Source organism: Xenorhabdus sp. SGI240, from assembly GCF_040081915.1.
In the GTDB taxonomy this organism is placed as follows: domain Bacteria; phylum Pseudomonadota; class Gammaproteobacteria; order Enterobacterales; family Enterobacteriaceae; genus Xenorhabdus; species Xenorhabdus bakwenae.
The window spans coordinates 1-14625 of the sequence record NZ_JBEBMB010000071.1 but is presented as its reverse complement, the minus strand read 5'-3'; the positions used below and the strand labels follow the sequence as shown (position 1 = coordinate 14625).

General features: G+C 45.7%; 15 protein-coding genes and 1 pseudogene. 11 read left to right on the top strand and 5 right to left on the bottom strand.

Annotated features, from left to right (window positions below; genetic code table 11):
* Together ABLA76_RS14495 and ABLA76_RS14490 are read left to right on the top strand one after the other, a co-directional pair.
* On the top strand, positions 1 to 475 hold a 475-nt coding region (locus ABLA76_RS14495), incomplete at its 5' end, for an immunity 8 family protein (protein ID WP_348988459.1).
* A 292-nt stretch (positions 476 to 767) separates the two neighbouring features.
* On the top strand, positions 768 to 1181 hold the full coding sequence (locus tag ABLA76_RS14490; RefSeq protein ID WP_348988458.1) for an Imm63 family immunity protein: 414 nt from the start codon (positions 768 to 770) through the stop codon (positions 1179 to 1181).
* Between the two features lie 274 nt (positions 1182 to 1455).
* Here ABLA76_RS14490 and ABLA76_RS14485 read toward each other — a convergent pair.
* A pseudogene (locus tag ABLA76_RS14485) lies at positions 1456 to 1683 on the bottom strand (transposase); the annotation flags it as partial.
* 896 nt (positions 1684 to 2579) lie between these two features.
* On the opposite strand from ABLA76_RS14485, the gene ABLA76_RS14480 reads away from it, so the two are divergent.
* Complete coding sequence (locus tag ABLA76_RS14480; protein ID WP_348988457.1) at positions 2580 to 3497, top strand: integrase domain-containing protein; 918 nt, start codon at positions 2580 to 2582, stop codon at positions 3495 to 3497.
* Between the two features lie 353 nt (positions 3498 to 3850).
* On the opposite strand, the gene ABLA76_RS14475 is transcribed toward ABLA76_RS14480, so the two are convergent.
* Both ABLA76_RS14475 and ABLA76_RS14470 read right to left on the bottom strand, forming a co-directional pair.
* Positions 3851 to 4477 (bottom strand): ubiquinol-cytochrome C chaperone family protein, encoded by a 627-nt coding sequence (locus tag ABLA76_RS14475; RefSeq protein WP_348988462.1) that lies wholly within the window; start codon positions 4475 to 4477, stop codon positions 3851 to 3853.
* Between the two features lie 51 nt (positions 4478 to 4528).
* Complete coding sequence (locus tag ABLA76_RS14470) at positions 4529 to 4603, bottom strand: DUF3944 domain-containing protein (RefSeq protein ID WP_348988461.1); 75 nt, start codon at positions 4601 to 4603, stop codon at positions 4529 to 4531.
* A 274-nt stretch (positions 4604 to 4877) separates the two neighbouring features.
* Here ABLA76_RS14470 and ABLA76_RS14465 point away from each other — a divergent pair, with 274 nt between their 5' ends.
* Positions 4878 to 5489 carry a helix-turn-helix domain-containing protein gene (locus tag ABLA76_RS14465; protein WP_348988456.1) on the top strand — a complete coding sequence of 204 codons (612 nt, stop codon included), beginning with the start codon at positions 4878 to 4880 and terminating at the stop codon, positions 5487 to 5489.
* Positions 5490 to 5645: 156 nt separating this feature from the next.
* Here ABLA76_RS14465 and ABLA76_RS14460 read toward each other — a convergent pair whose 3' ends face one another.
* Positions 5646 to 5957, bottom strand: coding sequence for a group II intron maturase-specific domain-containing protein (locus ABLA76_RS14460; RefSeq protein WP_348988455.1), 312 nt, complete (start codon positions 5955 to 5957; stop codon positions 5646 to 5648).
* A 546-nt stretch (positions 5958 to 6503) separates the two neighbouring features.
* Between ABLA76_RS14460 and ABLA76_RS14455 the strand changes: the two genes are divergently transcribed.
* From ABLA76_RS14455 to ABLA76_RS14425, 7 genes are all read left to right on the top strand, one after another.
* A complete protein-coding gene (locus ABLA76_RS14455) occupies positions 6504 to 6968 on the top strand; it encodes an antirestriction protein (RefSeq protein ID WP_348988454.1) in 465 nt (154 codons plus the stop codon).
* A gap of 125 nt (positions 6969 to 7093) precedes the next feature.
* Positions 7094 to 7636 carry a hypothetical protein gene (locus ABLA76_RS14450; RefSeq protein WP_348988453.1) on the top strand — a complete coding sequence of 181 codons (543 nt, stop codon included), beginning with the start codon at positions 7094 to 7096 and terminating at the stop codon, positions 7634 to 7636.
* A 16-nt stretch (positions 7637 to 7652) separates the two neighbouring features.
* Positions 7653 to 7961: a TA system toxin CbtA family protein gene (locus ABLA76_RS14445; protein WP_348988452.1), complete on the top strand. Its 309-nt coding sequence runs from the start codon at positions 7653 to 7655 to the stop codon at positions 7959 to 7961.
* A gap of 90 nt (positions 7962 to 8051) precedes the next feature.
* Complete coding sequence (locus ABLA76_RS14440; protein WP_348988451.1) at positions 8052 to 8975, top strand: DUF1281 domain-containing protein; 924 nt, start codon at positions 8052 to 8054, stop codon at positions 8973 to 8975.
* A 114-nt stretch (positions 8976 to 9089) separates the two neighbouring features.
* Positions 9090 to 9779 (top strand): N-6 DNA methylase, encoded by a 690-nt coding sequence (locus tag ABLA76_RS14435; RefSeq protein WP_348988460.1) that lies wholly within the window; start codon positions 9090 to 9092, stop codon positions 9777 to 9779.
* Between the two features lie 213 nt (positions 9780 to 9992).
* Positions 9993 to 10937 carry a TraI domain-containing protein gene (locus ABLA76_RS14430; protein ID WP_348988450.1) on the top strand — a complete coding sequence of 315 codons (945 nt, stop codon included), beginning with the start codon at positions 9993 to 9995 and terminating at the stop codon, positions 10935 to 10937.
* 172 nt (positions 10938 to 11109) lie between these two features.
* A complete protein-coding gene (locus tag ABLA76_RS14425) occupies positions 11110 to 12117 on the top strand; it encodes a site-specific integrase (protein WP_348988449.1) in 1008 nt (335 codons plus the stop codon).
* A 640-nt stretch (positions 12118 to 12757) separates the two neighbouring features.
* Here ABLA76_RS14425 and ABLA76_RS14420 read toward each other — a convergent pair.
* Positions 12758 to 13027 (bottom strand): helix-turn-helix transcriptional regulator, encoded by a 270-nt coding sequence (locus ABLA76_RS14420; RefSeq protein WP_348988448.1) that lies wholly within the window; start codon positions 13025 to 13027, stop codon positions 12758 to 12760.
* Positions 13028 to 14625 lie beyond the last annotated feature (1598 nt).

The window sequence follows — 14625 nt, the reverse complement described above, 5'->3', positions numbered from 1 at the left end:
ACTTCTGAATCGCATACCTTGTTGTAAATGCGTTAAATTGTCATCTACACAACAAAACACCCAAATGATAAAATCTTGCTGTGACATAGCCTTTGTTCCTTTATTTCTCTCAGTTTGGCGACTTAAAGTTATAAAGGAGCGGCTATGTCATTTCAACTCACCACGAAAGTCGAGCATCGCGTTACCTGAAGAAGTTGATAGTTTTAATTTATTGCTAACTCTATCTATAGGTCCAGAACAAGAAGATGGTATAAATTATTTTCAGGTAAATGTTTGTACTCCTGAATGGTTTTGCAAACACCAATGGGTACCAGAACTGATGCGGCACACACTTCTGGTACGTAAATATGATCTGGATGAAATCCAAAAAACCATCACAGACTATATTGATCAGTGTGAAGGTGATGACTGGATGGAAATAGCCCAAAAGCTTTCCCGTGTCTTTGCCTGGGAATATGAGGATTATCAACCTTAAAAAGAATCCCTGTCATGTGAACTGCACCCCAAAAGTTAGACACTAACTAAACGGGTTCCCAGGCTAGAGCAGGGCAGGAGGTGGTAATCAATAAATAAATAAATATTGAATCCCAGCTAGTGAACCGGGATTCTTTTAACCGCTATAGAATTTTACCGATATAAATATGAAAAACAGTAGAAAAGGCTACAAAAGTGTCCGAAATTCCTTGATATATATGATTGGCTATGATGGTGGCGAGTTGATGTCAAATGGCCTTTGAAGAATAAATATATTAATGAGGTTAACTAAAATGATGCTTTCGTTTGATGAAATACAAAAAAAAGTTAATGAATTAGGCGCAAAAATCAATATCCACTATAGAGATCTACACATTTTTGCAGGATCTCCGGGGGATGGTAGACCTCATATTACTTTCGACGATAACCAATATAATTATGTTTATGCTGAAAGGGGATTCGAATTTTCCAGAAAAGTAACTTCATCACTGGATGAATTGCTTTATTGGATTATGTCTGATTTTGTTCATGGAGTAGCATTTCAATATGAACTGAAACATCGCATTGAAAATAGAGATGGGAGACGTATCGCTTTTCCGATGATAGTAGATCTTATGGGGGCGCTCAATCCAGAATGGAAATTAAGAGCACAAAATGAGATTGATGAAACGCTTTCCAGAAGTCCCTATGACGACAAGCTGTATTAATGATAAAGATCCGGAATTTCAATGCATCCGATCTTGTTCATAAGTTTGTGGTGCGACACGAGGCTGTTCCTGTGATTATTTCCGCCAATAAATAATAATCAGTGCGAAGAAACCTGCTGTCTTACCAGCAGTTCCCTACTCGGTTGTGCGTCGAGAGTAATTTTAATGGTAAGGCTCCGATGATCTCACCTTGCTTTGCCAGATAAGTACAACGTGGGATTTAGCTAAACGGGTTTTCAGGCTAAGGCAGGAGTTCATTCAACCGGTTGTGCGGTCAGGTGGGCAACAGACGGAGGACATCACGCAACCAGACCCAGGGGTCATGACCATTCGTGTCGGCCGTTTCCAGCAAATTCATCATCATGGTGACCCGCTGTCCTGCGGTTAATGAACCCGCAAACAGCCCGTTTTTTCGCTCCACGTACACACCTCGGATCGCATTTTCCGTCTGCTTGTTGTCTATTGGAACCCGCCCATCATTCAGATAGCATAGCACACCAGCGCATAAGCTATATTAATTTACGGGCATCTCACAAGCCTATCTGCGTGATAAACAGAGGGAAATACCATTTTTTATCAAGAAAATAATGATATTTTCCCCCACACTCCATCATCAACAAAAATTTGACCCCACTAAATCTAATCGATAAAGTATTTAACTGTTACCAATGATCCATTGCCTGTAAGGATCAGCGCTAAGCGGCGAAGTCAAAACTCCCGTAGCCTGAAAGGGAGTGCATGTCATGCGGTACATCTGCGCACTTTTGGAAGCAGATATCATTGGACACCTAACCCTCCGTCTGATGATGAAAGTTTCCCGGTGTTACACATCACCGGCTACTCATACAACAGGGCAAAACAGACCCTGCCTTACGTTAAACGATACCGTTTTCATCGGTACAACATTCATTCACATTTTCAATTCATCACGATAAACGTCACGAAAATGGCGCGGCGTCACTTGTGTTTAAGCGCAGCGATGACCAAGTGACGTCGTCAGCGTCCAGAGCGTATTCGGTCTGCCTTTACAACCGATTTGAACCCTGAATTACTCAGTGAAACCATTCAAAACAGACTATTAACAGACATTTTGTTTGATTTACGAACGAATTCCAGATCTGGTTTTCAATCTACCGCCTTAAAACAGGCTGATGCAGTAAAAAAGGAGATATGACATACGTCAAGATAATGAGGCGTTCATCCTGAGCTGATCAGGCAATGAACGGGGAGCCTTCCATCGCTGTGCTCAGCACGTCGCGAGCTCCTGCAATAACTCAACACAACCTCACTCTGCTACACATTATCTGACGCATCACGGAACGGTGAACCTGAACCGACACGCAGAGACTTGTTTAAAAAATGAATAAAAACAGAGAAAAGGTGACAGGAGAGGCGTGAATGGCGCAGAAATCGGCACGTTCAAAAATTGAGTTGTTCAGGAAAGCATTTATTACCCATGCCCGACAAGCGGATGGGAGCTTTGCCACGGTTGCCGATCGTGAACGGATTGCCCGGCAGTTTCTTAACTTTCTAAAGGATAAAGGCATTAAGCTCCGGCAGATGGACAGCCTCAAAGCCAAATATATTGAGTGCTATATTGCGGAGAGAAAGGTCAACTATATCAGTCACCGAACGCTGCAAAATGAAATGTCCGTGCTGAGAAGCGTTTTAGCGCAGGCCGGAAAGCATAAGCTGGCTGATCCCGATAATGCCCGTTTGAGCAACCGGGCACTCGGTATTGTTGCAATAAACCGAAAAGGAACTAAAACAGCGTTGGCACCGGCGGCGTTCCGTGAAATATTTCAGCAGGTCGAGCAAAAAGATCGGCGCGTGGCGGCAGTGATGCAACTGGCGTATGTTCTGGGGTTGCGCACCAAAGAAGCGGTGGAAGCCTATAAGTCGTTAACCACCTGGAAAAAAGCACTGGAAAGTGGGCAGACCTCTGTGCGGGTGATATTTGGCACCAAAGGCGGACGGCCGAGGCAGACGACCATATTGGATCGGGCAGCGCTGCAACATGCCATTGCTTATGCCGAGCGAGAGCAGGCAGAGCGGGGTGGAAAACTGATTGATAAACCGACGATCACGCAGGCCATAGACCGTTACCGATATATTGTCAGAAGCTCAGGATTGGTGGGTAAGAATGCCCCGCACAGTATGCGCTACCATTTTGCCCAGCAATCCGGTGAATATTACACAGCGCAGGGGTTCAGTGAGCGGGAAGCGCTGGCATTGGCATCAATGGATTTGGGGCACGGTGATGGACGTGGGCGCTATATCCGGCAGGTGTATTACCAGAAAGGTGAGGTGGAATAACACTATTTTCCCTGATAAAAGATAATTATCTAGATTAATCGCTACCCTACCTGACAGGCAGCTATGCGCGACAAGCAGACTGATCTTCTTATCGGGGTCTTGTGGGAAAATCCCCGAAAATGACGAGTTATCTATTCATGGTGAGAATCCAAGTTACATAATAAATTCACTATGATTAGTACAAAGGTTTTTGCACTGAAAGAGAGCCATTTATTGAAATATTTTTCATTAAAATCATAAGTGCAAAAAATATTCTTTTTGTACTTATCGAATAGGATGCAGGAGTTCTGGTGGGGATAAACGGGCATTTTTGCCCGCTTAACATAAAGGGATTATAGGTAGTAATTTATATCTTATTCAAAACTAATTTCATCTGCTAAAACTGCGGATAATTGAGTTCTTAAAAATGCCACTTGTATTACTGCTGGTATAGTTACTCTATATGCAGCGCTACCGATATCTACAGCTGTCCATATTCCTGTTATTGCCCATCCAATGGGACCAGTTAAGACCGACATAACCCTCATTAATGAGGCGTTCGCAGCTAAGCTTAACCCTCTACCTATAAGAGCCTTCATTACCTGATTAACTATAATTAACGTTAACTGATAAGATTTAAATCCGCCAGCTCTAAATATGGTTTGAAAGGCTGCGCTTAATGTCTGTGATGTTAGCCCTGAAGTATTTTTTATTCCAAGTTCACCGCCTAATGCTTTAATTTCTTCGGGAGACATGGATTCCAAAGCGTCAGATAATATCTTCATTAATAAACAGTTTTCAATGTTTTTCACATCTGAGTTTTTATTGAAATTAACTTTAAGTTTACCGCAAACGTCAACTAGAACCTCTTTATAGAGTACTCCCTTTCCTCCCCTGAATATTGTTGCGAATGTATTTGCTCCGAAACATTGTATCTCTGCAGCTATCTCTTCCCAGTACTTATTGTGGTCAGGATAATGTTGTTTATATGTCGAATTTATTGTTAGCTCTTCTGTAAATCGGACTTCGCCGTCCTTGTCATGAGTTAAAAGTTAGACTAGATCATTAAGATTTTTACTTGGAATTTTCTTTAAAAATTCTAGATCTTCATCGTATCGATATGCCATTTACTTCATTCCTTTTATTTTTGTGATTTTTTATATTTTATATTTTTTTCTCAAAAAAAACTTGGGGTTGTAAGCTGAAATCCCAGAAAATTCCGTCACTCTGATTTTTCCCCTTTAGACCAGTAAAGTTATCACTACCATTCTTGTCAGAAGATCGCTTTGTTTTTAACGTAATCACGCATGTTCCCGCTCTGTGGGATCATATGATTGAGTTGCATTGCAGTTTACTGTAAATTTTATAGTTTGATTAAACTTTAGCATTTATAATATAGGCATGAAAACAAGAGGCGAACGATTAAAGCAACGACGGAAGGAGCTAGGGCTCACATATCGTGAGGTCAGTGAGTACGTTGGCATATCAATAGCTGGAGTTCGAAACATTGAACTGGGTGACGTCATGCCCAAGTTTGATGTTGGTGTGAAACTGGCTGAAATACTGGATAAATCCATCTATTGGGTGTTGGATGGCGCGGAATCAAATGAACGACCTCAGATTCCCATAGTTGGTAGCACTGAGACAGGGCCAAATTCTTTATACATAGAAGGAAATAAAGATTATATCCCACTCGCACACATCAGTTTTGATAGTACTCCCAATAAAATTTATGCACTAAAATGTGAAAGTAATTACCTAATTGGATTTACATATGGTGACATTTTATTAGTTAATTTCCATGAGAATTTAGTTTTTGGTGAAAACTGCATTGTTGTGACAAATGATGGTGATGTCATGGTACGGAGATTAGCTCGTGTAGATCATGAATCTGGTGATGTTCATTTAGATAATATTGACATATCAATGAAGCGTATTGTTCTAAATATATCCGAAATTAAATATATAAACATGATCGTTGGCTCTATCAGATCCACAATGGCAAAAAAATAATGCAATCAAATTTTAAATAGCTTTAAAGTTCAGTTCAATTGTGTGCTAAATGGTGCAGTACCTAATAGGTCAATACATAATCAACTAGATCGAGGAGGTGGGATTACTCCCGCCGTCCTCTCACACCACTGTACGTACGGTTCCGTATATGGCTGTTCATGTTAACGCTGGAACTGCCGCTGCTGTTCCAACAGTGATATTAAGCTCAACCGTTCTGAACAACGACGTCTTTATCGCTTGATTCATGTGGTTCGCTCCTGCGTTCCACCAGGTTCCGCGTTGGTTTCGCGATGATCTCCACGCCCGCTCTTTCTTTAATCCCGCCAACATTAATTTTCTCGTTCGCGTATAAGGCTGTTTCCATTGTCTCCACAACAGGTAACGTAATTTGCGATTGGTCCAGATATCCAGTTCCCCCAGTACACCTTTGACTTCGGTGTATCGAAAGTAACTTATCCAGCCCCGCATACCCTGAATTACCTCACAGTGTAACTCTCAGGGTGTGAATGACTATATCTGGCACAAAGCCGACTGTTTGATTATATTTCGAACAGATCATCAATAGTGTCAGATTGAGTCTTAGTTGGTACAACACTCGCTTTTGTCCAGAAGTGAGTTAGAGCAAGTTGCCTGATTTGGTCACACCATAAAATTGGATCGGGTAGATTGCATTCTAATCAATTCAAATAACGCCATCGCGCTTCTGGCATTATTTTCTGTCTCGGAAAATGAATTACGCATTGACCTTATGATTTCCGTTCATTAGCGTGGTAAGACTTATTGATGATCCGGTCGCTTGTGAGGATCGCCTTCGGGCAGCGACGCCAACACTCCCGTAGCCTGCAAGGGAGTACACACTGTGTGGTACATCTGCCCACCTTTGGAAGCAGATATCATCGTTGTTGATGATGAAGGTTATTTAATCCACCCTGGCACGATGCCAGTCACCCGGACGGGGAACATACTTCCCGTCGGGCAGGGTGTTCTCCGTCTTTTTTATTTAAGGAGAACATCATGCAAAAAAGTGAACTTATCATGCTGGACAGTCCCGCACTGTCTGCGGCATTTCCCGGTAAAAAACCACTGGAACGGTTGTTTCTGGGGTTTCTGATTGTCAATACCGCCTCAACGTTATGCCAGAATGACCCGTCTGAGCAATGGACAGGTCGGCAAGTATCTGAGTCGCTGGCCTATATGGTGCCGACATCAGAGAAAACCTATTCGATTTACCTGTCGGACACGCAGTTAAGGGTGACACTCTCGGCGGATGCTTTCGGGCTGGCGGTGACGTCAATCGTGCTTGCCCGTATTGCCGCGCTGAATGAGCCGAATGCGGATGCCAGTCGGTTTCGCGAATTGCGGGAATATGTGGATCAGCATCCGGAAAATGCGTTGATATGGTCAGTTATGACATTGGGACCCCATGAGGACTTTATCAGCCCGTCATTAATCGAAAATCAAAATAATCATTCTCACTGACGTTATCAGCCCATGATGCTGTTAACCCTTCTTTTTATCTTAAGCGCCTGACCAGGGAGCCGAAAACACCTTCCTGATATCGGGCGGGTGTTTTCTTTATTTGACTTTAAATCAAGGAAATACCGATGAACCCGATTTTTTTACCGGCACCGGATGATACCGACCCGGAATTACGTGAAGACATTTTTACCGTGCAGGTCGCCGGCCTGATGCAACACCCGCAAATGCCACAGTCTCTGCGGGAAGAAACCCTGACCGTGTGTGAAACGGCTTCGGTCACAGAAGCGGTGCAGCGCCTGAAGGTTATCCATTTACTGGGTGACTGGCCGGTGCCGGAAACGTTATCTCATCAGGCAAAGTGCATTTTTTTCCCGCTGACTGTCATGATTTATGACGCCCGGGATGAAAAAGTGCTCGGTGGCCGGTTTTATGACGAGATTGTCTGGGCGCAGCCGGTGACGTTGGCATCAGAACGCCTGTCACTGGAAAGGCAACAGCAGCAGTTGTGTCAGTCAGCCGTGCTTGAGCAGGGCTGGCAGAATGCGGAGGCGGCCCGTGTATTGCGGCATGAGGCGCACTTACTGTCGCTGCATGTGGTTTCGCCCGGTTATCAACAGTGTCGTGAAGTGCGGGATATTCTCCGGCACGGCACGACAGTCAGCGTTTAACCCGTGAGGTATGACTATGGCACCTTTACGTTTAACCGCCTGGCAGGTGATTGCCGGTGCGCTGCTGAAGCGGCATTTTGGCCTGAACCTGGCTGATACGGCACTGTGTGAAGCGGACACCGTGGCTGAACTGATGACCCATGGCGTCCAGCCCTTTGAAGCTATCAACGCGTTAGTGGATAAATACGATTTAACCCGGCTGAATGCGCAGGACAGGCAGGGCAGTACACCGTATCTGGATGTTTATGATGAACTGAGAATGTTTTTCGATTGCGGTATTACCGAGGCGCTGCTCAGTCAGGACAATGAGTCACCGTCCGAGTAACCCCTTTTTTTAATCACCCATCGGGGGAATGGTGCCCTGATGGCGCGGTTCCTCCGGTTTATGCTTATTAATTCAATGAGGAACGTCACCATGGCAGAATGGGTTACCAATCAACTGGACATCACCGGCAAGTCGGTGTGTATTGACGTCATGCAACAATGGGTCTGCGGTGAAGAAATTCCCCGTTACCGCCAGGCCGTGCTGCAAAGCCTGCGGTTATTTCTGGCAGGCTGTGCGGGGATACTGAAACCGGCCAAACCGCAAACTTATGCGCCTTACCCCGATTTAGTTCGTGGCACGGCGACGCCGACACCGCAGAACCTGGCTTTTGAACAGTGGCTGACGTTGTTGCAGGATAATGTGCCGTTAAACAGCGACAACATTAAACGGATAGATAACCTGTACCGTCAGTCCTGTCTTAGCCTGGTGCGTTGGGAAAACATACCGGCGCCGGCGCGTGACAGTATCGCCCGTCTCCTGACCCGCCAGTATACCGACTGGTTTGGGATGGTGGGCTGGTCTGAGACGCCCGATATCGGGGCATGCTGGGATAAGCTGAACACTTACCCGGCATCGGCGCAGCCCTGCGATATGCTGATGATAATGCCGACCCGGCTGGCGATTGAGATTAACGGTAACAGTGGCTTGCTGAAAGGCATCGCGACTGCGGCGCAGTTTTACGACGGGCAATACGGTATGGAATGGCCGTTGGGTCACCATGTCCGCTGGGAGCGCCGCAATATCAGCAGTTTGACCGTGCGTTTTGACTCCCCCTGGGCACCGCCGTCGGCTGAGCTGATGGGCGAGCTGTCATCGGTGTTTGACTGTGAAATCCGCCACTGGTACAGCGAATCGTCAGGCCAGCTCAAAGGCTACGATTGCTATGACCAGGGTGAGCATGTGGACAGCGGCAACGGGCAGTCAGGACGGGAAAATCGGCCTGCGCTTTATCTGGTCAACGATGAAAAGCGGGATATGAACCTGCCCGTGTCGGCCATCGCCGTTGGGCAATAGCCATTCGCTTACTTCATCATTAATTTATTGTTTTATCTTCACTTCAACCGAAAGGGGAAACATTTTCCCTTTTCGGGCGTGTTTTTCCTTTATTTTTTGCAAGGAAAACATGTGATGTCATCACAGCCGGATCACCAGAAAGAATTTATCTCTCTGTTTAACCAGACGGCGCGTTACCACCGTCGTTACCAGGTCTTTCAGGATTTTTGTAATTGTGGGATGGCTGCCATTCACAATAAGTACTGTTACTGCGAGGAGCTGGAGCAGTATTACCTGAAAACTATCAAAAAGTACGAACGGGAAGATGTTGACCGGATTGTGCAGCTGTTTTCCCATGTGGTGCTGGGATTAGCCCAGGAACCTTGCGATTTTCTGGGCAGTGTGTTTATGCAGCTGGGATTGGGGGATAAAGACCTCAATCAGTTTTTTACGCCCTGGGAAGTGGACAGAATGATGGCGGAGATGCAGTTACAGGATGTTTCCGCACGCTTGCAGGCGCAACCCTTTGTGACCCTGTACGAGCCGGCTTGTGGGGCGGGCTGCATGACTTTGGCCGCCGCCGACGTCTTGAGAGAGCAGGGACATGATCCGTTATGCAGTCTGTGGGTGTCAGCGATTGATATTGACCCGCTGGCTGCGGTGATGGCTTACGTCCAGCTTGCCCTGACCGGTATTCCGGCCGCCGTGACCATCGGGGATGCCCTGCATGACGGCGGCAGTAAACGGACACGTTACACGCCGGCCCATTATCTGGGTAACTGGGCGAGCCGTTTGCAGACCTATCAACAGCCCCAGGCAGCATAAATTTCTTTTCACTTTGGCGCCTTTCGGGGCGCTTTTTCTATTTTCAAATCACATTAATTTATTGAATTTATGATGAAAATTAAGGTGATTCGGTAAGTGAATCCATGGATGAATCGAGTCAGTTTAATTTTCATTTCCGTAAAAAGAGTTTTCCCTTGTTTCAGATTGGGATTCACCGACACTGGGCCCAATTTGAACCGAAGGAGAAAAAACATGTTTCAGCGTTTTAAATCGCATTTTGCCCGCCAATCTGCCACACCACAAAAATCATCCGAACAACAACCGGAAGCCATTCGTGACAGCCGGGGCTATTTCCGGCCGCAATCGGCGGATAAGTTACTGGCCACACCGCTGCGCCGTCAGTGTCTTCAGCAATTATGGCAAAACAGTGCGTTGCCGGAAGGGCTGTATCAGCGTTTTTATCTCGCACCGGTGAAGCAATTACTGGGCAGTGTGCAGCAGGTGCCCGCCACACCGGAAGGCGACTGGTCAGGGAGTGGAGGATTTGCTGACCTGACACTGCAATTTACCACCTGTGCCGTGCGGCTGGCGAAGGGGCATCTGTTCCCCCCGGGAGCCGCCCCGGAAACCCAGGCGGCCCAGAGTCTGTTATGGCAGACCGTCGTGTTCTGGGCGGCGTTGTTTTACCACCTGCCGTTGTTGCGGCAACTGGACGGGGAGCTGGAAGATGGCCATCACTGGCAGCCGGGTCTGTGGATGCCTGCACGTCGTTTTCGTTTCCGGTTCATATCGCCCCAGCCTGTGCTGCCTGTGCCACTGGAAGCCATGATGGCTGCACGCTTGCTGCCGGAAGAGGCGGTGAGCTGGTTATTTCTGGTGCCGGAAGCCTGGCACTGCCTGGTTTTACAGCTGGGCGGGCACCCCTCCGCCGTGCCGTTAGTGGATTCACTGCTCCAGGAGGCCGCCACACAAGTGCAGTCCCCGTTGCTGAAATTGGCTGCATCTTCTGAACCGCCGTCAACAGCCTTGACACCAACAGGTTATGATGGGGTTTCGTCGCTTCCTGTATCAGCGACTTTATCATCCGTCGGTCAACCGGCATGTGATGACACACAGGCATTATTGTCATTATTTCAATCAAATGATGAAGTTTTATTGTCAATTGATGCAAATGAGAACGATAACGATTTGAAATGACACAAACACCCATGAAGGAAGCCAGAAAGTGTTGCTCCCACCGGGAGTCCGTCGTCATGATATTAACAGTGAAATAATTTCGATGGGTGACGGGTTTTCCAGGGAGTTATTGGCTGCTTAATAGACCACCCGTAAGCAGTATTGTCATGTTGTTGATAACAGGAAAGAGATTATGTACGGAACAGAAGAAAAATGGGGCTGGGATGAATTACTGGAGGAATACTTTTTCTCGCATATGTTACGCCCGGCATCAGAATGGAGTTATAAAAAAGTGGCCCGGGGATTTTCTCAATTTTTGGGCGAAGAAGGACGACCGGAAAGTGTCACCGGGCGGGATGTACTCCGGTGGCGGCGCTATTTACTGAATGAAAAAAAGCAATCCTGCCATACCTGGAATAATAAGGTGACCCATCTCCGGGCGATTTTTAACTTTGGGATAGCGCAAAAATTATTACCTCAGACAAAAAATCCGTTTCTGGATGCGGCAGTCAAAAAAGGGAAGAAAAAGAAGAAAATTCTGAGTAAATCCCAGCTGACCCGAATTTACCTGGTGATGCAGCAGTATGAACAGGAAGAAAAAGCCGGCGTGAAACCCCGGGGAGGGCGCTGTGCGTTATATCCCACCGGGTACTGGTTGACTGTGCTGGATACGTTCCGGTTAACCGGCATGCGCCAGAACCAGTTGCTGCACCTGCGGCTGCGGGATATCAATCTGGAAGGCAACTATATTGAATTGCGGACCGAAGGCAGTAAAAACCACAGTGAGTGGCGGGTACCGATGATCCCGGCCCTCAAGATCCGTCTGGCGCAACTCCTTGAACGCGTGAAAGCCTGTGGGGCGAAAGACGATGACCCGCTGTTTGATTTAACCCGTCTGGGTTTTCGTTATCACGGGCGGATGACCAGTTATCAGTATAACCCCGATAAAGAAAGGCAGCATATCCGTTCTTTCTTTAATCGCTTGTCGAAAGCGTGTGGTTTTGCCGTCTCTCCTCACCGTTTTCGTCATACCCTGGCCACGGAGTTGATGAAAGCGCCCGACCGTAATCTGCAACTGGTCAGAAGCCTGCTGGGGCACCGCAGTCTGGCGACCACGATGGAATACATTGATATTGATATGGAAATCGCGGGTAAAACACTGGAGAGCGAGTTAGCGATATATCTGGATCTGTCGGTGTAAAGAAAAAGAGAGTATCAGAAAAAAACAGGGCGGGTTTCAATCGGAGTTTAGGAGGATGGAATTGACTGAACTGCCCTGCATCAACAATAGATGGTATGAAAAGATTATTGATACCGGACCGGCATCCCGCAAAGTTTACACCTCACTTGACATCAGAATCAATTACTGAAATCATTACCTTGCACGAAAAAGAACGCTTGCAAGTGCAGGCGCTCTGTGTTCTTTATTTACGGCTTTTTAAACACTGAGTAGGCAAATCGGAATACCCATTGTTTAACATTTTCTTAACGGCCATAAATTTTAACTTACTTGTTAAGTCTATGATAACTAAAACAAATGAGCCTTAAAATTTTGGTGCCGGAGGCGGAATCAAAAATCGTTATAACTTGTTGAAAATATAAAATTTATAACCTTACCTTTCTTTTATGCCCCTTTTAATGCCCCCGGATTTTTTTGCTTGCTTTTTCTTTATTATCTAACTGATTTTACTTAGTTATATTTCTTATTGCGCGATTTTTCATCATCTTAAAGCAAAAAAGCCGTGAGGGTTAAAAATGGTTAAATTTGGCTGCCATTTTACGCTCAGGGCTTAAGATAAAAAATATTCATTTTTACGACATCGATCACAAATTGAAGCGGGTTATTCCTGTGATTTACTGCGAACTTTACGCTCAATCAGTTGACCCTGTTTATCAAAATAGCGGCTGGGCCAGATTTCAGAGGGATGGATGCCAAGATAGTTCGCAATAATCCATTCACCTTTAGGCCACTGCCTGCTGAGTGCATTTGCGAGTGTAGATGAACTGAGTCCCGCTTCACGGGAGAGGGCTGCTAAGGTTGTTCCGCGTTTACGCAGTGCAGCGATGATATCGGCCTGATGCCAGTCATTTTGAACATTGTTGTTATTCATTCCTGCTCCCCCTTTCCATTCATTAAATTGATGGTGGCGATTCAGACAGGGTTAGCAGACCGGAGTACCCACCGGCGAGGCCGAAGCCTCCCCCACCTGAATCACCATTGAAAGGGTGATAGCAAGCGCACTGGTAGAAATATCCTACCAGTGTTTGGGTACACAAGGCTGCTAAACCTTGACCATTAGATTTGGCTAATGGCGGGAATACTTTAACTAATTGTTTTACCTAACACAATAACTGAACAACTAAGTTTAACGGTTATACCTCCTCTCAGAGCGCATAAACTCAGGGGATAATACGGACGGCTAATCAATCTTTGTTGTCTGTTCTCGTTCGTGATCGCTTCGCTATCCGTATTTTCCCTTTGTTTTTCAGACTCATTTTACTTATTTCGAAACATTTTCCCTGCGTGTCGGTTAGGTTCACCATTCCGTGGTGCGTCAGATAATGTGTAGCAGAGACAGCATTGAGTTGAGTTTTTGCAGGAGTTCGCTACGTGCATGCCAGGCACGGCGATGGTTTACTCCCCGTTCAGCGCCTGATTAGATCAGGATGAACGCCTCATTATTCGTGACGTGTGATATCTCCTTCCTTTACTGCATCAGCCTATTACAAGGCAGTGAGTGAAAAATAAACGAAATAAGTGAATTAAGGCAGAAAAATGCCAATGAAAGGTCGTGACACTGAGTAAAATGGGGTTCAAATCAGTCGTAAAGCCAGACCGGACATGCTCTGGACGTTGACGCTTGGCAGCGTCACTTGGTAATCGCTTCTCTTTAACACAAGTGACGCCGCGCCGTTTTCGGGACGTTTATCGTGATAAATGCAAAACGTAGGTGAATGCTGTACCGATTAAAACGGTATCGATTAACGTGAGGCAGAAAATATTCTGCTCGGTTATGTAGGTAGACGGTGATGAGTAACACCGGGAAACTTTCATCGTCAGATCAGTGGGTTATTGATCTGATGATATCTGCTTCCAAAAGTGCGCAGATGTACCGCATTGCATGCACTCCCTTTCAGGCTACGGAAGTTTTGATTCGCCGCTCAACGCTGATCCTTACAGGCAATGGATCATTAGTAACAGAAATACTTTATCGATTGGGTTGAGCGAGGTCAAATTTTTGTTTGATGATGAATTGTGGAGGAAAATATCGTTATTTTCATGATGGAACAATAGTATTTTTCTCTGTTTATAATGTAGACAGGCTTGTGAGGTGTCCGAGATTCTTGTATCACAACAGTTTCTGTCCTTTGAAGGGATCAGTACCGTTGAATTTCAAGAAAATAAAATGGTAACAGGAATGCAATCTTACCACCATGAGCTGTTGAGTTTATTAGGCTCACAATATAAAGCGGTTTATTCCTGAATTAGGTGCAGAATGACGGATACATGACAAAGTTATCAGTACTTTTATCGAAAGAGAATACTACATTAAGGCAGTTCAACGGGTTGAATACGCCAGGGCGCGAGCATGCTTTTTTGATGAATATTCAACCAAAGAAAACTCTTGCCCGATAATCATCACACCAACTCGCTTTTTTAAGCTTGTTCCTTTGACTCAGTGCCCCTCAATCGCATTGTTTGACTAGG